General features: G+C 66.7%; 12 protein-coding genes. 11 read left to right on the top strand and 1 reads right to left on the bottom strand.

What is annotated here, in order from left to right:
• The first annotated feature begins 33 nt into the window (after positions 1-33).
• The 5 genes from pks13 to AC1U2B_RS04020 are packed head-to-tail and all read left to right on the top strand — an operon-like array spanning position 34 to position 8,826.
• Entirely contained in the window at positions 34-5,475 is a 5,442-nt protein-coding gene (pks13, locus tag AC1U2B_RS04040; RefSeq protein WP_480215785.1) for a polyketide synthase Pks13, read from the top strand.
• 10 nt (positions 5,476-5,485) lie between these two features.
• Positions 5,486-7,060, top strand: coding sequence for an acyl-CoA carboxylase subunit beta (locus AC1U2B_RS04035; RefSeq protein WP_260935351.1), 1,575 nt, complete (start codon positions 5,486-5,488; stop codon positions 7,058-7,060).
• 16 nt (positions 7,061-7,076) lie between these two features.
• Positions 7,077-7,526 (top strand): hypothetical protein, encoded by a 450-nt coding sequence (locus AC1U2B_RS04030; RefSeq protein WP_480215784.1) that lies wholly within the window; start codon positions 7,077-7,079, stop codon positions 7,524-7,526.
• A complete protein-coding gene (locus AC1U2B_RS04025) occupies positions 7,523-7,945 on the top strand; it encodes an RDD family protein (RefSeq protein WP_480215783.1) in 423 nt (140 codons plus the stop codon). Before AC1U2B_RS04030 ends, AC1U2B_RS04025 begins: the two co-directional genes overlap by 4 nt.
• Positions 7,936-8,826, top strand: coding sequence for an alpha/beta fold hydrolase (locus AC1U2B_RS04020; RefSeq protein ID WP_480215782.1), 891 nt, complete (start codon positions 7,936-7,938; stop codon positions 8,824-8,826). The genes AC1U2B_RS04025 and AC1U2B_RS04020 overlap by 10 nt, the downstream gene beginning before the upstream one ends.
• Before the next feature lie 3 nt (positions 8,827-8,829).
• Here the strand turns inward: AC1U2B_RS04020 and AC1U2B_RS04015 are convergent, their stop codons facing one another.
• Complete coding sequence (locus tag AC1U2B_RS04015) at positions 8,830-9,981, bottom strand: acyl-CoA dehydrogenase family protein (RefSeq protein WP_480215781.1); 1,152 nt, start codon at positions 9,979-9,981, stop codon at positions 8,830-8,832.
• Between the two features lie 398 nt (positions 9,982-10,379).
• On the opposite strand from AC1U2B_RS04015, the gene AC1U2B_RS04010 reads away from it, so the two are divergent.
• The 6 genes from AC1U2B_RS04010 (at position 10,380) to AC1U2B_RS03985 (ending at position 19,066) form a co-directional block, all read left to right on the top strand.
• Complete coding sequence (locus AC1U2B_RS04010; protein WP_480216053.1) at positions 10,380-14,042, top strand: nitrate reductase subunit alpha; 3,663 nt, start codon at positions 10,380-10,382, stop codon at positions 14,040-14,042.
• Positions 14,043-14,052: 10 nt separating this feature from the next.
• The gene (gene narH / locus AC1U2B_RS04005; RefSeq protein WP_260935360.1) at positions 14,053-15,648 is read left to right on the top strand and encodes a nitrate reductase subunit beta; all 1,596 of its coding nucleotides are present in this window, start codon (positions 14,053-14,055) and stop codon (positions 15,646-15,648) included.
• Positions 15,645-16,331 carry a nitrate reductase molybdenum cofactor assembly chaperone gene (gene narJ, locus AC1U2B_RS04000; protein WP_480215780.1) on the top strand — a complete coding sequence of 229 codons (687 nt, stop codon included), beginning with the start codon at positions 15,645-15,647 and terminating at the stop codon, positions 16,329-16,331. Before narH ends, narJ begins: the two co-directional genes overlap by 4 nt.
• Positions 16,328-17,071, top strand: coding sequence for a respiratory nitrate reductase subunit gamma (gene narI, locus AC1U2B_RS03995; RefSeq protein WP_480215779.1), 744 nt, complete (start codon positions 16,328-16,330; stop codon positions 17,069-17,071). Before narJ ends, narI begins: the two co-directional genes overlap by 4 nt.
• 103 nt (positions 17,072-17,174) lie before the next feature.
• Complete coding sequence (locus tag AC1U2B_RS03990; RefSeq protein WP_480215778.1) at positions 17,175-18,572, top strand: nitrate/nitrite transporter; 1,398 nt, start codon at positions 17,175-17,177, stop codon at positions 18,570-18,572.
• A gap of 23 nt (positions 18,573-18,595) precedes the next feature.
• Positions 18,596-19,066: a hypothetical protein gene (locus AC1U2B_RS03985; RefSeq protein WP_480215777.1), complete on the top strand. Its 471-nt coding sequence runs from the start codon at positions 18,596-18,598 to the stop codon at positions 19,064-19,066.
• The last annotated feature ends 25 nt before the right edge of the window (positions 19,067-19,091 follow it).

Here is a 19,091-nt window from a genome sequence, read left to right as displayed (position 1 = left end):
CATCCCGTCCGGCGGCGAAAGTGAACAGTGAAAATGACTGACACCGAAGACAATTCGAACGAACTCGACACTTCGCCGCAGGAGGGTGACAGCGCGCCTGTGTCGCGCGCCAACGGCATGTCCGTGCCGGAGGTGCGTGACTGGCTGCGCAACGCGGTCGCGAAGGCCACCGGTCAGTCGCCGGACTCGATCGACGAGAGCACACCGCTGGTGGAACTCGGCCTCTCCTCGCGCGACGGGGTGGCCATGGCCAGTGATCTCGAGGACCTCACCGGGGTCACGTTGAATGCCACGGTGTTGTTCCGGCACCCGACCATCGAGACGCTGGCGCAGGTGATCGTCGAGGGCGAGCCGGAGGTGGACACCGCCGCCGCGAACGCCGAGGACTGGTCCCGCGACGCCGACGACGACGCGATGAACATCGCGGTCGTCGGTCTGGCCACCCGCTTCCCGGGTGACATGAACACCCCCGACGAGATGTGGCAGGCGCTGCTGGAAGGCCGCGACGCCATCACCGATCTGCCCGAGGGCCGCTGGGAAGAGTTCCTGGCCGAGCCGCGGATCGCCGAACGCGTGGCCCAGGCCCGCACCCGCGGTGGGTACCTGTCGGACATCAAGGGCTTCGACGCCGAGTTCTTCGCGCTGGCCAAGATGGAAGCCGACAACATCGATCCGCAGCAGCGGATGGCGCTCGAATTGACCTGGGAAGCACTGGAATTCGCCCGCATCCCGGCGTCGGCGCTGCGCGGTGAGGCGGTCGGCGTCTTCGTCGGCAGCTCGACCAACGACTACAGCTTCCTGTCGGTCTCCGACCCGTCGATCACGCACCCGTACGCCATCACCGGCACCGCGAGCTCCATCATCGCCAACCGGGTTTCGTACTTCTTCGACTTCCGCGGGCCGTCGATGACCATCGACACCGCGTGTTCCTCGTCGCTCGTCGCGATGCACGAGGGCGTGAAGGCGCTGCGCTCCGGCGAGGCCGACGTCGTCGTGGCCGGTGGCGTCAACGCCCTGGTGACCCCGATGGTGACGGTCGGCTTCGACATGGTCGGCGGCGTCCTGGCGCCGGACGGCCGCATCAAGTCGTTCAGCTCGGATGCCGACGGCTACGCCCGTTCCGAGGGCGGCGGCATGGTCGTGCTCAAGCGCGTCGCCGACGCCCGCCGCGACGGTGACGAGATTCTCGCCATCATCGCCGGTTCGGCCATCAACCACGATGGCCGCTCCAACGGCATGCTGGCCCCCAACCCTGACGCTCAGGAAGCGGTGCTGCGCAAGGCCTACAAGGACGCCGGCATCGATCCCAAGACCGTCGACTACATCGAGGCGCACGGCACCGGCACCATCCTGGGTGACCCGATCGAGGCCGATGCGCTCGGCCGCGTCGTGGGCCGTGGCCGCGCCGCCGACAAGCCGGCGCTGCTGGGTGCCGTGAAATCCAATGTGGGACACCTGGAGTCGGCCGCGGGTGCGGCGAGCGTCGCGAAGATGACGCTGGCGCTGTACCACGACAAGCTGCCCGCTTCGATCAACTACGCGGGCCCCAACCCCTACATCGACTTCGACAAGGAGCACCTCAAGGTCAACGCCGAGCTGTCGGACTGGCCGCGCTACAGCGGTCACGCCGTCGCCGGGGTGTCCGGTTTCGGTTTCGGTGGCGCCAACGCCCACCTGGTCATGCGCCAGGTGCTGCCCAGCGACCTCGTCGAGCCGGAGCCCAAAGAGGTTGTGGTTGAAGAGAAGCCGTCGGATGACGCCAATGCCGTGTACGTCGGCGGCGTCAAGATGGACGAGTACGGCGAGTTCATCGACGATGAAGACGACAAGCGTGGCGACGCGGATTTCTACGGCTACGAGACCGACGACGAGCCCGAGCTCCCCGGTCTGACCGAGCGGGCGCTGGAGCTCATCGAGCTGGCGCGCGCCGAACTCGAGGCGGCCGAGCCTGTCAAGCGCATTGTGCCGCTGGCGGTTTCGGGCTTCCTGACCTCGCGCAAGAAGTCCGCCGCTGCTGAGCTGGCGGACTGGATCGACAGCGAGGCGGGCCGGTCCTATTCGCTGGAGTCCATCGGTCGCTCGCTGTCGCGGCGGAACCACGGCCGTTCGCGCGCAGTGATTCTGGCGCACGACCACGACGAAGCGGTCAAGGGTCTGCGCGCCCTGTCCGAGGGCAAGCAGAACCCGCTGGTGCTGGCCGCCGATGGCCCCGTCACCAACGGCCCGGTGTGGGTGCTGGCCGGATTCGGTGCGCAGCACCGCAAGATGGGCAAGAGCCTGTACCTGAACGATCCGATCTTCGCGGAGTGGATCAACAAGGTCGACGCCCAGATCCAGGATGAGCGCGGTTACTCGGTGGTCGAGCTGATCCTCGATGACGCCATCGACTACACCAACGAGACCTGCGAATACCCCATCGAGGTCGTCCAGACGGTGATCTTCGCCCTGCAGATCGCGCTCGGTGAGCTGCTGAAGGCGCACGGTGCGAAACCTGGTGCGGTGGTTGGCCAGTCGCTCGGTGAAGCGGCCGCGGCGTACTTCTCCGGTGGCCTCTCGCTGGCCGACGCCACCCGTACCATCTGCTCGCGCGCCCACCTCATGGGTGAGGGCGAGGCCATGCTGTTCGGCGAGTACATCCGCCTGATGGCTCTGGTCGAGTACTCGGCCGAGGAGATCAAGACGGTCTTCGCCGACTTCCCGGGCCTCGAGGTGTGCGTCTACGCCGCCCCGACCCAGACCGTCATCGGCGGCCCGCCGGAGCAGGTCGACGCGATCATCGCCCGCGCCGAAGCCGAGGGCAAGTTCGCCCGCAAGATGCAGACCAAGGGCGCCAGCCACACGCAGCAGATGGACCCGCTGCTCGGCGAACTGTTGGCGGAAATCCAGGGCATCGAGCCGCAGCCACTGGCCACCGGCTACTACTCGACGGTCCACGAGGGCAGCTTCCTGCGCGCCGGCAGCGACCCGATCCACGATGTCGAGTACTGGAAGAAGGGGCTGCGCCACAGCGTCTACTTCACCCACGGCATCCGCAACGCCGTCGACAACGGGCACACCACGTTCCTGGAGCTGGCCCCGAATCCGGTGGCGCTCATGCAGGTTGGGCTCACCACCATGTCGGCCGGTCTGCACGACGGTCAGCTGATCCCGACCCTCGCCCGCAAGCAGGACGAGGTCGACTCCATGACCAACGCCATGGCTCAGCTGTTCGTGCACGGCCATGACCTGGACTTCCGGACGCTGTTCTCGCCCGCCGAGGATCCGGCGACCGACTACGCGCCGATCCCGCCGACGCGCTTCAAGCGCAAGCCGCACTGGCTGGACGCACACTTCACCGCCGACAGCTCGGCCATCGCGCCGGGTAGCCATGTCGCGACGCCGGACGGCCGCCACGTGTGGGAGTACGGCCCGCGCGGCGAGGTCGACGCTGCCGCACTGTCTGATCTGGTGAAAGCCGCTGCCGCACAGGTGCTTCCGGACGCCCGAGTGGCCGCCTTCGAGCAGCGCGCCATTCCGGGTGAGGGTGCCCGCCTGGTCACCACGCTGACCCGCCACCCCGGTGGCGGCACGGTGCAGGTGCACGCCCGCATGGGCGAGTCCTTCACCCTCGTCTACGACGCGGTCGTCAGCCGCGGCGGTGACGGCGCGGCCCTGCCGGTCGCGCTCGGCGGTACGGCGCTGCCCGCGGCCGTCGGTGCTGCGGCGGCCGAAACTGCCGTTGCCGCACCGGAACCCGTCGAAGATGACGCCGCCATCCTGCAGGACGATCTGACTGCGGGCGCGGGCCTGGCCGCCGGCTTCAAGAAGTGGTCGCCGGATTCCGGCGAGACCATCGCGGACCGGTTGGGTGCCATCGTCGGTGGCGCCATGGGCTACGAGCCCGAGGACCTGCCGTGGGAGGTGCCGCTGATCGAGCTGGGTCTGGACTCGCTGATGGCGGTCCGGATCAAGAACCGCGTCGAGTACGACTTCGACCTGCCGCCGATCCAGTTGACCGCGGTCCGCGACGCCAACCTGTACGCGGTGCAGAAGCTGATCGAGTACGCGATCGAGCACCGCGACGAGGTCGACCAGCTCGCCGAGGCGCAGAAGGGGCAGAGCTCCGAGGAGATCGCCGCCGCACAGGCCGAAATGCTGGGTGGCGCAACGACCGTCGCCGAGCTGGAGGCCAAGCTGGCCGAGGCAGGCCATCCCTTGGCTGCCAAGGACGAGGCGAAGCCGGCAGTCGAGATCGCCACGGATGCCGCTGCCGCGCTGGAGATTCCGGCGCCGCCCACGAACCCGGCCGGCCCGGCCGTCCCGCCGCCGCCGACCAACCCGTCGGGACCCGCCGGCGCGAGCCAGGCGACCGCGGCTGCGGCTGCGGCCAAGGTGCTCACGCAGGAGGCGGTCACCGAGGCGCTGGGCGCAGACGTGCCACCGCGCGACGCGGCTGAGCGGGTCACCTTCGCGACGTGGGCGATCGTCACCGGCAAGTCGCCCGGCGGCATCTTCAACGAGCTGCCCGCCGTCGACGATGCGATCGCCACCAAGCTGTCCGAGCGGCTCTCCGAGCGCGCCGAGGGCATCGTGACGGTCGAGCAGGTGCGCTCGGCCAAGACGATCGAGCAGCTGTCCACGATCGTGCGTGATCAGCTGGAGGACGGCGTGGTCGACGGGTTCGTCCGGACGCTGCGGCCGGCGAAGGAAGGTGGCCCTGCGGTGCCACTGTTCGTCTTCCACCCTGCCGGTGGATCGACGGTGGTCTACGAGCCGCTGTTAAAGCGCCTGCCGGAGGACATCCCGGTCTACGGCATCGAGCGCGTCGAGGGTTCCATCGAGGAGCGCGCTGCCGAGTACGTGCCCAAGCTGCTGGCGATGCACAAGGGCCCGTTCGTCCTGGCCGGCTGGTCGCTGGGTGGGGCGCTGGCCTACGCGTGCGCGATCGGCCTCAAGCAGGCAGGCGCCGACGTCCGGTACGTCGGGCTGATCGACTGTGTCCGGCCCGGTGTGCCGATCGATAAGACCCAGGCCGGCATGCGGGCACGCTGGGATCGGTACGCCCGCTTCGCCGAGCGCACCTTCAACGTCGAGGTTCCGGAGATTCCGTACGAGGAACTGGAGAAGCTCGACGACGAGGGCCAGGTGAAGTTCGTGCTGGACATCGTCGCGCAGAGCGGAGTGCAGATTCCTGGCGGAATCATCGAGCACCAGCGCACGTCGTATCTCGACAACCGCGCGCTGGACACCATCGACATCCAGCCGTACGACGGCCATGTCGTGCTCTACATGGCGGACCGCTACCACGACGACGCGATCGTGTTCGAACCCGCATACGCCACCCGCCAGCCTGACGGCGGCTGGGGCGAGTTCGCCTCCGATTTGGAGGTAGTGAATATCGGCGGCGAGCACATCCAGGCGATCGACGAGCCGTACATTGCCAAGGTGGGGGCGCACATGAGCCAAGCCATCAACGAGATCCAGGCCGGGAAGTAGTAGGAGAACCGTGACCGAAGTTACCGAAACGCGCAGCCCTTCCACGACGGCTGAGAAGCTCGCCGAGCTTCGCGAAAAGCTGGAGCGGGCAGCCGATCCCGGCGACGAGAAGGCCAAGGCGCGCCGCGACAAGAAGGGCATCCCTTCGGCTCGCGCCCGCATCCACGCGCTCGTCGACCCGGGCAGCTTCTTCGAGATCGGCGCGCTGGCCAAGACGCCCGGTGACCCGAACGCGTTGTACGGCGACGGTGTGGTGACCGGCCATGCCACCATCGACGGCCGCCCGGTCGCGGTCTTCAGTCACGACCAGACGGTGTTCCAGGGCTCGGTCGGCGAGATGTTCGGCCGCAAGGTCGCCAAGCTCATGGAGTGGGTGGCCATGGTCGGCTGCCCGATCATCGGTATCAACGACTCCGCCGGCGCCCGCATCCAGGACGCTGTGACGTCGCTGGCGTGGTACGCCGAGCTGGGCCGCCGGCACGAGATGCTCCGCGGCACCGTGCCGGAGATCTCGATCATCTTGGGCAAGTGCGCCGGTGGTGCGGTGTACTCGCCGATCCAGACCGACCTGCTGGTGGCGGTGCGCGACCAGGGCTACATGTTCATCACCGGGCCGGACGTCATCAAGGACGTCACCGGCGAGGACGTGTCCTTCGACGAGCTCGGTGGCGCGGACGTCCAGGCGCAGCGCGGCAACATCCACAAGGTGGTCGAGGACGAAGCTGCCGCCTTCCAGTACGTCCGTGACTACCTGAGCTTCCTGCCGGCCAACACCTGGGACTCTCCGCCGATCGTCAACCCGGGTCTGGAGCCCGAGCTCACCCCGAGCGACTTCGAGCTGGACAAGATCGTGCCGGACGCCGACAACGCCGGCTACGACATGCACGACATCCTGCTGCGCATGTTCGACGACGGCGACATCTTCGAGATCGCCGACCAGCGCGCTCCGGAGATGATCACCGCGTTCGCGCGGGTCGACGGCCGGCCGGTCGGCGTCATCGCCAACCAGCCGCTGTTCATGGCGGGTGCGATCGGTAACGAGGCCTCCGACAAGGCGGCCGGGTTCATCCGGTTCTGCGACTCCTTCAACCTGCCTTTGGTTTTCGTCGTCGACACCCCGGGCGCGCTGCCCGGTGTCGCCGAGGAGACCGGCGGCATCATCAAGCGCGGTGGCCGCTTCTTCAACGCCATCGTCGAGGCCGACGTGCCGAAGGTGACGTTCGTGATCCGCAAGGCCTACGGCGGCGGTTACGCGGTCATGGGTTCCAAGCAGCTGACGGCCGACCTGAACTTCGCCTGGCCCACTGCCCGTATCGCGGTGATCGGCGCGCAGGGCGCGGCGCAGCTGCTGGTGAAGCGCTTCCCCGATCCGACGGCGCCTGAGGTGCTGAAGATCAAGGCAGACTTCATCGAGGGTTACAACGCCAACTTGGCGATCCCGTGGACGGCGGCAGAGCGCGGTTACATCGACGCGGTCATCCAGCCGCACGAATCCCGGCTGCTGCTGCGCAAGTCGCTGAAGTTGTTGCGCGACAAGCAGAAGCACGACCGCATTGCCCGCAAGCACGGCCTGACCCCACTGTAATTTCGTCGGACACCCTGTGACCGAGCCGGCGGGCAGCCCCCAGAATTCTGCGGTGCTGCTCGTCGCCGGGGTGGCGGCGACGGTAGCCGGTGGCGCGGCCGCGGTGTACCGCGGCGCGGAGCGGCTGCCGGTCGTCGGAGATCTGTTGCGGCGCACGCAATCCGACCTGGTGGCGCGCGGTGAGCGGTCCTTGGGGCCCATCAAGGCGCTGATCGCCGACGTCGCCGCCCAGGTCGTCGAGCTCGTCCTCGATGAGCTTGACCTCAACGAATTGGTGCGTCAGCGTGTCGATCTGGTCGGGCTGGCAGGTGAAGTGATCGACGGCATCGACCTGCAGTCCGTCATCCGGGAGTCCACCGACACGATGACGAACGAGGTCATGTCGGACGTCCGTACTCAGGGGGAGCGGGCGGACGACGCGATCTCGGGATTCGTCGACCGGTTGCTGGGCCGGGACCGCCCATGAGTGACCGCACCGCGGGGATCGTCAGCCGAGGTGTGGCTGCCGTCATCGACCTGATGGTGGTCGGCGCGCTGCTCGGCCTGATCTACGGCGGACTACGCCTGTGCGAGTTCATGTTTCGCCCCGTCATGTTCCACGTGCCGACGCTGTCCTTCGTCTATTCGACGGCGGCGACGTGCGTCGTTTCGGTGCTGTATCTCACCGGGTGCTGGGTGGTGTCGGGTAGTACGGTGGGCGCGGTGGTGATGGGTCTGCGGGTCACCGGTCTGCGCCGGGAACGGCTGGCTCCGCTTCGGGCCTTGCTGCGCGCCGTGGCCTGTGTGCTGTTCCCGGTGGGACTGCTGTGGGTGGTGGTGGACCGGCGCCGAAGGTCGTTGCAGGACATAATTTTTCGTACCAAGGTGGTTTACGCATGGCAGTGACGGAATCGAGTCCCGAAGACAGTGTGCTGCCGCCGGTTTCGCCGCGGGTGCGCCGGGCCTTCTGGTGGCTGGAGCGCTTCGCGCCGGCGATCGGTGCGCGCTGGGCGACCGAATTGTGGTGCACGGTGCCGGATGTCGACCTGAGCACCAAGATGCCGCCCGGTCTGCCGGACAGCACGCCGCTGGAAGCGTCGTGGGACGGGCACCGCATCGCCGGACAATCGTGGGGCTCGGGTCCGCTGGTCTACCTGGTGCACGGGTGGGGTGGGTGCCGTGCGCACATGGCGGTGTTCGTCAAACCCCTTGTCACGGCGGGGTATCGGGTCATCGCATTCGACCTCCCCAGCCACCACGAGTCGGAGCCGGGGGCGCTGGCTCCGGGGCGTACCACCATCGTCGAGTGCGCGGAAGCGGTGCGGGCCGTCATCGCGAAGCACGGTCCGGCGCACGCCGTCATCGGTCATTCGCTGGGGGCGAAGGCGGCGGCGTTGGCAGCCGCGCGGGGCGCCGCGGCCGATCGGTTGGTATTCCTGGCGCCGATGGGCGATTTCACTTGGTATCTGGATGTTTTCGCCGAACGGCACAACTTCGGTCGGCGGATCCGGGACCGCCTGCACCGGCGGCTGGACCGCAGGATCGGAATGCCATTGCTGGACACCGACATCACCGCGTCGGCCGAGCATGCCGGGGACCGGCCGCTGCTGCTCATCCACGACCCCGACGATCCGGACAGCCCCTACTCCTCCAGCATGGACATCGCGCAGGTCTGGCCCGACGCGCGGCTCGAGACCACGAAGGGTCTGGGCCGGCTGGCGCACTACCGGATTCTGCGGCACCGCCCGGCGATCGTCTCCGGCGTCGACTTCATCGGAGCGCCGTAGCGGTTACAGCGAGCGCGCGATGATCGACTTCATGACCTCGTTGGCGCCGGCGTAGATGCGCTGCACGCGGGCATCCTCGTACATGCGGGCGATCAGGTATTCGCGCATGTAGCCGTAACCGCCGTGCAGCTGCACGCAACGGTCGATGACCTCGCACTGCTTGTCGGTCAGCCAGTACTTGATCATCGCGGCGTCGACGGGGTCGAGCTCACCGCGTAGATGGTCCTCGACGCAACGGTCCAGGAAAACCTGGCAGGTCCGCGAGATGGTCTGGCATTCGGCGAGTTCGAAGGCGGTGTTCTGGAACTCGAAAAGGCTGTGGCCGAAGGCTTGTCGGGCCTTGGTGTACGCGACCGTCTCCTCGACCGCACGCTCCATGGCGCCACTGGCCTGCGCGCCGATGATGAGGCGCTCCTGGGCGAGTTGGGTCATCAGCTGCGCGAACCCTTGGCCCTCGGTGCTGCCCAACAGGTTGGTGACGGGGACCCGCACGTCGGTGAAGGACAGTTCGGAGGTGTCGGCCCCGTGCTGGCCGACCTTGTCCAGGACACGGCCGACGGTGAAGCCGGGGCAGTCGCGCAGGTCGACGATGAGCAGGGACACGCCTTTGGCGCCGGCTTTGGGGTCGGTCTTGACCGCGAGGACGATCATGTCGGCGGACGAGCCGTTGGTGATGAAGGTCTTGGATCCGTTGACGACGTAGTGGTCGCCGTCGCGCAGCGCGGTGGTCGCGATGGCCTTGAGATCGGACCCGGCACCGGGCTCGGTCATGCCGATGGCGCCGAGAATGTCGCCGGTGGCCATGCCGGGCAACCAGGTTCGCTTCTGTTCCTCGTTGCCGTATTCGAGGATGTAGTGCGCGACGATGCCGCTGTGCACCGAGATGCCGAGCGCGAAGTCACCGGAGCGGCCCTGGGCTTCGAACACCGCGAGGTCGTGGGCGAAGTTGCCGCCCCCGCCGCCGTACTCCTCGGGGACCGAGCACAGCAGGAGGCCGAGCCGGCCCGCGGTGCGCCAGACGTCGCGGTCGACGCGGCGGTCGGTGTCCCAGCGGTCGGCGTGGGCGACGACCTCCCGTTCGAAGAAGTCGCGGGCCAGGTCGGAGACCGCCTGCACCTCGTCGTCGTACCAGGATGGCCGCCGGTTGTTGCTCATGGCCTCGATTATGCCGAGGCGGGGACCCGCTGGACCCTGTGGGATCTGCCGAATGGGAGCCTTCGCCACAGTGCCCCGGACCCGACGTGCATTGTTACCGCGCTGATAAGAAATCCGGGTCGGACGGCCTCGGCAATGTGACGGGCAGCGCACACGCATTGCCACTCGTTTGCACTGATCAGCGGATCGCTGCAGGTAGGACCCGCAGTGCCGAAACCCCGTTAATTTCAGGACATGACAGCCCTGTTAACGCGGTCGCACAGGCTCCGGAACGGCCCCGTGCGTTCTTTTGACTGTTGTCTGACCAGTCCTAGCCTCATCTTCCGACGGCTCGAAAGGAGGGCTTTGTGGCCGAGTCGGCTGGAAGTCAAGCCACCGCCAAATCATCGCCTCCGGCGATGGCCGGCGACGCGCTGCTGCGATTGTCCAAGTACTTTCACCGTGGGGAAATCTCCGGTGACCAACGCTCCATTCACAAGGTCGGCGGACGGTCTGCGGATGATTTCTATCGCGACCGTTGGGCGCACGACAAGGTGGTGCGCTCCACCCACGGCGTCAACTGCACCGGCTCGTGCTCGTGGAAGATCTACGTCAAAGACGGCGTGATCACCTGGGAGTCACAACAAACCGACTATCCGTCGATCGGTGCCGACAAGCCCGAATACGAGCCGCGCGGTTGCCCCCGCGGCGCGTCGTTCTCCTGGTACACGTATTCGCCTGCGCGCGTGCGGTATCCGTACGTCCGTGGCCTGTTGCTCGACTACTACCGCGAAGCCAAGGAGCGGCTGCAGGACCCGGTGCTGGCGTGGGCGGACGTCGTCGAGGATCCCGTGAAGGCCAAGGCCTACAAGTCTGCCCGCGGTCGCGGTGGTTTCGTGCGCGCCGAATGGTGGGAGGCCGCCGAGATCGCCGCGGCAGCGCATGTCTACACCGTCAAGACCTACGGCCCGGACCGCGTCGCCGGCTTCTCGCCGATTCCCGCCATGTCGATGGTGAGCCATGCCGTTGGGGCACGGTTCATTTCGCTCATGGGTGGGTCGATGCTGTCGTTCTACGACTGGTACGCCGACCTGCCGGTGGCATCACCTCAGGTCTTCGGTGACCAGACCGACGTACCCGAGTCCGCCGACTGGTTCGACGCCGGCTACCTCATCATGTGGGGTTCCAACGTCCCCGTGACGCGCACGCCCGACGCCCACTACATGACCGAGGCGCGGTACCGCGGCCAGAAAGTCGTTGTGGTGTCGCCGGATTACGCGGACAACACCAAGTTCGCCGACGAATGGCTGCCGGCCAACCCGGGCACCGACGCCGCCCTGGCCATGTCGATGGGCCACGTCATCCTCAAGGAGTTCTTCCTGGAGAAGAACACCCCGTACTTCACCGACTACGTGAAGAAGTACACCGACCTGCCGTTCCTGGTTTCGCTGACCGAGCGCGACGGCCGGTTGGTACCCGGAAAGTTCCTCACCGCAGCGGATCTCGGTGGCGAGTACGCGGACACCGAAGCCGCGGTGTCCAAGCCGGTCCTGCTCGACGCCGACGGCACCCCGGTGGTGCCCAATGGGTCCCTGGGTCATCGCTTCACCGCCTCCGGTGAAGGGAAATGGAACCTGGACCTGCAGGGGGTGGACCCCCTCCTCACGCTGCACGGTGGCGCCAACGATGCCGCTACCGTTGCACTACCGCGATTCGACACCGATCAACCCGGTGTCCTGGAGCGCGGTGTGCCGACCAGAATCGTTGCGGGACATCGTGTCACCACGGTCTTCGACCTCATGCTGGCGCAGTACGGTGTGGCCCGTGACGGCCTGCCGGGCACCTGGCCGACCGGCTACGACGATGCCACCGAGCCGTACACGCCGGCGTGGCAGGAGGCCATCACCGGCGTGCCGGCGCAGGCAGCGGAGCGCATCGCCCGCGAATTCGCCGACAACGCAGAGCGTTCCAAGGGGCGCTCGATGATCCTGATGGGTGCTGGTACCAACCACTGGTTCCACTCCGACCAGATCTACCGGACGTTCCTGTCCCTGGTGATTCTGACCGGCTGCCAGGGCGTCAACGGTGGCGGTTGGGCCCATTACGTCGGCCAGGAGAAGTGCCGGCCGGTAACAGGCTGGGGCACATTGGCATTCGGGCTGGACTGGCAGCGGTCGCCGCGCCAGATGCAGGGCACCGTGTTCTGGTACCTGGCCACCGACCAGTGGCGCTACGACCGGTTCACCACCGAGCCGATGACGTCGCCGCTCGCGACGGGAACGCTGGCGCGCCGGACCGCGGCCGACAACATCGCCCTCGCCAGCCGATTGGGCTGGATGCCGAGTTACCCGACGTTCAACCGCAATCCGCTGGATCTGGCCGACGAGGCCGAGCGGCTCGGCAAGGATGCGGCGCAGCATGTCTTGGACGGCCTGAAGTCCGGGCATCTGCAATTCGCCTGCGAGGACCCCGACGCCCCGGAGAACTTCCCGCGTTGCCTGACGGTGTGGCGGTCCAATCTGCTGGGCTCGTCGGCGAAGGGCAACGAGTACTTCCTCAAGCACCTGCTGGGTGCGGACAACAACGTCGCGGCCAGCGACGAGGACGGGGTGCACCCTCAGGAGGTGCGCTGGCGCGACGAGGCCCCGGCGGGCAAGCTGGATCTGTTGCTGTCCTTGGACTTCCGCAACACCAGCACGACGCTGTACTCGGACATCGTGCTGCCGGCTGCGACGTGGTACGAGAAGCACGACCTCTCGAGCACCGACATGCACCCGTTCGTGCACGCGTTCTCCCCGGCGATCTCGCCGCCGTGGGAGACCAAGACCGACTTCGACGCCTTCCACCGGATCGCCCGCGGCTTCTCCTGGCTCGCCGAGAAGCACCTCGGCAAGCGCAAAGACATCGTCGCGATGCCGCTGCAGCACGACAGCTCCGATGCCACTGCCCAGCCCGGCGGAAAGGTGCTGGACTGGAAAGCCGGTGAATGCGAACCGATTCCGGGCAAGACCATGCCGCGCCTGGTGACGGTCGAACGTGACTACCCGGCACTGGCCGACAAGATGGCCGCCCTCGGCCCGCTGGTGGAGACCCTCGGCCTGACGGTCAAGGGCGTCACCACCCATCCCGACGAGGAGGTCGAGTACCTGCGCGGCATGAACGGGGTATCCGATCGTGGCGTGGCCGCGGGCCGGCCGTCGCTGGCCAAGGACACCCATGCGGCCGAAGCCATCCTGGCGCTGTCGGGTACGACCAACGGACGCCTGGCGGTGGAGGGCTTCGAGGCCCTGCAGCGCCGCACCGGAACCGAACTCGTGGACCTGGCAGCGGAGAACGAAGGAAAGCGAATCACCTTCGCGGACACGCAGTCCCGGCCCATGCCGGTCAACACTTCGCCGGAGTGGTCGGGGTCGGAGACCGGCGGCCGCCGGTACTCGCCGTTCACGATCAACACCGAACGGCTCAAGCCGTGGCACACCCTCACCGGACGTCAGCACTTCTATCTCGACCACGACTGGATGGACGAGATGGGCGAGCAGCTGCCGACGTTCCGTCCGCCGCTGGACATGACGGCACTGTTCGACGAACCCGTCGTCGGTGCGACAGCGGGTGACGCGACCAGTCGTTCCATCACGGTGCGCTACCTGACCCCGCACTCCAAGTGGTCGATCCACTCGGCGTACCAGGACAACCTGTACATGCTGACGCTTTCCCGTGGTGGGCAGGCGATCTGGATGTCGGATGTGGACGCCGCCAAGATCGGGGTCAAGGACAACGACTGGATCGAGTGCACCAACCGCAACGGTGTGGTGAATGCCCGCGCGATCGTCAGCCACCGGATGCCCGAGGGGCTGGTCTTCATGTACCACGCCCAGGACAAGGCGGTGGACGTGCCGCGTACCGAGAAGACCGGCAAGCGCGGCGGTATCCACAACGCTCTGACCCGCATCATGATCAAGCCCACCCACTTGATCGGCGGCTACGCCCAGCAGTCCTTTGCGCTGAACTACCACGGCCCCACGGGAAATCAGCGCGACGAGGTGACGACGATCCGTCGCCGTTCGCAAGAAGTGGAGTACTGACATGAGAGTCATGGCACAACTTGCGATGGTGATGAACCTCGACAAGTGCATCGGCTGTCACACCTGCAGTGTCACTTGCAAGCAGGCGTGGACCAACCGCAGCGGTGTCGAGTACGTCTGGTTCAACAACGTGGAAACCCGTCCCGGACAGGGGTATCCACGTCAGTACCAGGATCAGGAACGCTGGAAGGGGGGCTGGACGCTCAACAAGCGCGGCAAGCTCACGCTGAAGTCGGGTTCGCGGTTCAAGCGGCTGCTGAACATCTTCGCCAACCCGGACCTGCCCACGGTCAGCGACTACTACGACCCGTGGACCTACGACTACGAGAACCTGCTGTCGTCCCCGCTGATGGACACCACGCCCGTGGCGCGGCCGAAGTCGCTGATCACCGGGGAGGACACCAAGGTCACCTGGGGCGCCAACTGGGACGACGACCTCGGTGGTGGACCCGAGCAGGTGGGCCGGGACCCGTTGCTGGCCAAGGTCGAAGAGGTCAGCCAGAAGGTCAAGCTCGAATTCGAGCAGACCTTCATGTTCTACCTGCCACGGATTTGTGAGCACTGCCTCAACCCGGCATGTGCCGCGGCATGCCCGTCCGGCGCCATCTACAAGCGCGCCGAGGACGGCATCGTGCTGGTCGATCAGGACAAGTGCCGCGGCTGGCGCCAGTGCGTCACCGGCTGCCCCTACAAGAAGATCTACTTCAATCACAAGACCGGCAAGGCCGAGAAGTGCACCTTCTGCTATCCCCGTGTCGAGGTGGGCATCCCCACCGTGTGTTCCGAGACCTGCGTTGGCCGGCTGCGGTACATCGGCGTCATGCTCTACGACGCCGACAAGGTGCTGGAAGCTGCCTCGGTCACCAACGACCAGGACCTGTACCCGTCGCAGCTCGGCGTGTTCCTCAACCCGCATGACCCGCGGGTGATCGCCGAGGCCGAGCGCGCCGGCATCTCGCCGGAATGGATTGAGGCCGCGCAGAATTCGCCGGTCTACAAGCTGATCGTCGACTACCAGGTAGCGCTGCCGCTGCACCCGGAGTACCGCACCATGCCGATGGTCTGGTACGTCCCGCCACTGTCTCCGGTGGTCGACATCCTCAAGGAGACCGGCCACGACGGCGAGAACAAGAACAACCTGTTCGGTGCCATCGACACCCTGCGCATCCCCATCGAGTACCTGGCCGAGCTGTTCACCGCGGGTGAGGTCGGGCCGGTCCGGGCGTCGCTGCAGCGGTTGGCGGCGATGCGCGCCTACATGCGGTCGGCCAACCTCGGCGAGGAGTTCGACGAGACCATCCCCGAGTCGGTGCGCCTCACCGGCGAGGAGATCGAGTCGATGTACCGACTGCTGGCCATCGCCAAATACCAGGACCGCTACGTCATTCCGAGCGGTGCGGGCTCCGACGCCCACCGGCTGGACGCGATCGCGACCGGCTGCAGCCTCGACGGTGACGGTGGTCCGGGTATGACGGCCTTCGACACGATGGCCGACAAGTTCCACCTGGTCGACACCAACAGCGCTGTGCCCAAGGATGATCCGAAGCGGGTCAACCTGCTGAACTGGGACGGCCGCAGCCCCGACGGGCTGGTGCCGACCCGATGAAGCTCCTGTCCATCGGGCGCCGGACGGCGACCGGTCCCGACCTCTCCGACCACCAGCAGCGCCTGGTGTGGCGCGTGACGGCGCTGTTGCTGGACTACCCGACCGCTGAAACCTGTGCGCTCACCGACGAATTGGGGGCGGCAGCAGAGACCTTGCCCGAGCCGATCCGTACGCAGGTGGCCGACTTCCTCCGGTACTTCTGCGAGACCGACGCAACCGAACGTGCCTGCCGGTACGTCGAGACGTTCGACATGCGCCGGCGGGCCAGCCTGCACCTGACGTACTACGCATACGGTGACACCCGGAAGCGGGGGATGGCGCTGCTGCGGTTCAAGCACGCCTACCGGCAGGCGGACATCACCATCGGCGACGAAGAGCTGCCCGACTACCTGCCGCTGGTGCTCGAATTTGCCGCCACAGTCGACCAGGCGCGTGGTGAGCGACTGCTGGCCGAGCACGTACCGGTGCTCGAGCTGCTGCGACTTTCCCTGCAGGAGAGCAATTCTCCGTATTCCGGGTTGCTGGCGGCGGTCCTCGCTACCTTGCCGCCGATCAATACCGCCGACCGCCGGCGGATCACCGAACTCGCCGCCGACGGCCCGCCCGACGAAGACGTCGGCCTGGACCCGTTCGGTATGGATCCGATGATGATGGATCCGGCCATGACCGGAGGCCGACGATGACGAACCTCTTGTGGATGACGCTGCCGTACATCGCCTTCACGTCGTTCGTGCTGGGCCACATCTGGCGGTACCGGACCGACCAATTCGGTTGGACCACAAGGTCGTCGCAGATCTACGAAAGCCGGTTGCTTCGGCTGGGCAGCCCGCTGTTCCACTTCGGGATCCTCGGTGTGCTGGGCGGACACGTTGTCGGCCTGCTGATTCCGGAGTCGTGGACCTCGGCGATCGGGATTTCCGAACACACCTACCACCTGATGGCGATCGGCATGGGCGCCCCGGCGGGGTTCGCGGTGATCGCGGGGGCCGCCATCCTGCTGTACCGCCGGGTCACTGTGCCCGCGGTGCGTGGTGCCACCACCATCAGTGACAAGCTCATGTATCTGCTGCTGGTCGGCGCCCTGGTGACCGGCATGGTCAACACCCTGGGCAACGTGGTGTCGGCCTACAACTACCGGGAGACGGTGTCCCCTTGGCTGCGTAGCCTTTTCACGCTGCACCCGACGCCCGAACTGATGGCGACGGCGCCCTTGTCCTTCCAGGTGCACGTCATCATCGTCCTGACGCTCGTCGCCATCTGGCCCTACACGCGGCTGGTGCACATGTTCAGCGCCCCGATCGGCTACTTGGTGCGGCCGTATGTGGTGTACCGGAGCCGGGATCCGCAGCGCGGCAGCAACAGTCGGTACGCGAAGGCCTGGGTGACGCCGCAGGCGCCGCCACCCCGTAACCGCTGGGTGTGAGCTGTATCTCTTCACAGCCCAGCTGCGTGATAGGTGAGTGAATCTTCACGATCGGGACATCACCGAGCGCCTGTGGGAAACATGTAATTTCTAGATTTGCAGCATGTTTCGATCGCGAACCATCACCGACTGGGATCCGGAAGACATCGTTGCCTGGGCAGCCGGCAACAAGAACGTCGCACGGCGGAACCTGCTGTGGTCGGTGATCGCAGAGCATGTCGGCCTGTCGATCTGGACCATGTGGTCGGTCATGGTGTTGTTCATGCCGCAGTCGGTGTACGGCTTCACGGCCGGTGACAAGTTCCTGCTGGCGGCCACCGCGACGCTCGTCGGCGGTTGCCTGCGTATCCCGTACACGATGGCGACCGCGACATTCGGCGGCCGCAACTGGACCGTCTTCTCCGCGCTCGTACTCCTGATTCCGACGCTGGGCAGCATGTGGCTGCTGGCGCACCCCGGACTGCCGTTGTGGCCGTACCTGTTGTGCGCGGCCCTCGCCGGCCTCGGTGGCGGCAACTTCGCGTCGTCGATGACCAACATCAACGCGTTCTACCCGCAGCGGCTCAAGGGCTGGGCGCTCGGAATCAACGCTGGCGGAGGCAATCTCGGCGTGCCGGCCATCCAGGTCGTGGGCCTGCTGGTGATCGCGGTCGCGGGTAACCGCGCGCCCTACTGGGTGTGCGCGATCTACCTGGTGCTGCTGGCCGTCGCGGCGGTCGGCGCGGCGCTGTTCATGAATAACCTCGCGCAGCACCGAATCGATGCCACCGCAATGCGTTCCATTCTCACCGTGGCAGACACCTGGGCCGTCGCGTTCCTGTACATCGGCACCTTCGGTTCCTTCATCGGCTTCTCGTTCGCCTTCAGTCAGATCCTGCAGATCAACTTCGTCGCCGGTGGTCAGAGTGCGGCGCAGGCGGCACTGCATGCGGCCCAGATCGCCTTCGTGGGACCACTTCTCGGCTCGGTCGCGCGGGTCTACGGCGGCAAGCTCGCCGACCGTATCGGCGGCGCCCGGGTCACCATGGCGGCCTTCATCGGCATGATTCTCTTTGGTGCGCTGCTGATTTCGGCGTCTACCTACCACGACCGCACCGGCGGCGCTGTCGACGCGGCTACCCTGACGTGCTTCATCATCGGCTTCGTCGCGCTGTTCGTGCTGTCGGGCGTCGGCAACGGCTCGGTGTACAAGATGATCCCGTCCATCTTCGAGGCCCGTAGCCGTTCGGTGGTGGGCAGCGAGACCGACCGCCAGAACTGGTCTCGCGGGATGTCCGGTGCCCTCATCGGTTTCGCGGGCGCCATCGGCGCGCTCGGGGGAGTGGGCATCAACCTGGCGCTGCGGCAGTCCTACCTGTCCAGTGGCTCGGCCACCGCCGCGTTCTGGGTCTTCGTCACCTTCTACGTCGCCGCGCTGACCCTGACGTGGATGCGCTACATCCGCACCCCGCTTGCGACGGTCCCTGCCGTCCGGCACGCGGAGGCCGTCAGCGTCGCGTAACTGATGGGCCTAGCGTTGGTGCTGTGAACAAACGTGGGGGCGTCACAGCGATCTGCGCGGCGGCTGTACTGGCCGGCTGTGGTGTCGGGACCATCGAGGGAACTCCGGTCACCGCAGAGTTCGTGCCACCGCCCGCACACCTCGATGTCAGTCCGGCCTGCGCGCACGCGCCGGTGACGGTAGACCAGTTCGCCGGACAATGGATGACGGGCAGCAGCGGCGCTATCTACTTCGGGATGGACGGCTCTGCCGCCGTCCAGGAGCGGGCCGTGGGCAATCGGGGATCCTGGAGCTACCAGCCGCTCGGGCCCAACGGTCCATGTGTGCTGCGGATGCGTTGGACAGTGGGCTTCGTGGCGGGCCAGCCGGACAAACCTATTCAGCCGCCATCGGAATGGGTGCTGCAACCCGTGTCGGTGACGCCGACTGAATTCCACCTCAAGTCGGTCGACAAGCCCGGTGAGCCTGATACCAACTGGTGGCGTTGGAAGTAGGCCACTCGACGGTCTCGAGTCGGAC

It is taken from the genome of Mycolicibacterium sp. P4_G11 (assembly GCF_056555145.1).
The sequence above is the reverse complement of the archived record's forward strand: the minus strand, read 5'-3'. Positions and strand labels throughout refer to the sequence as shown.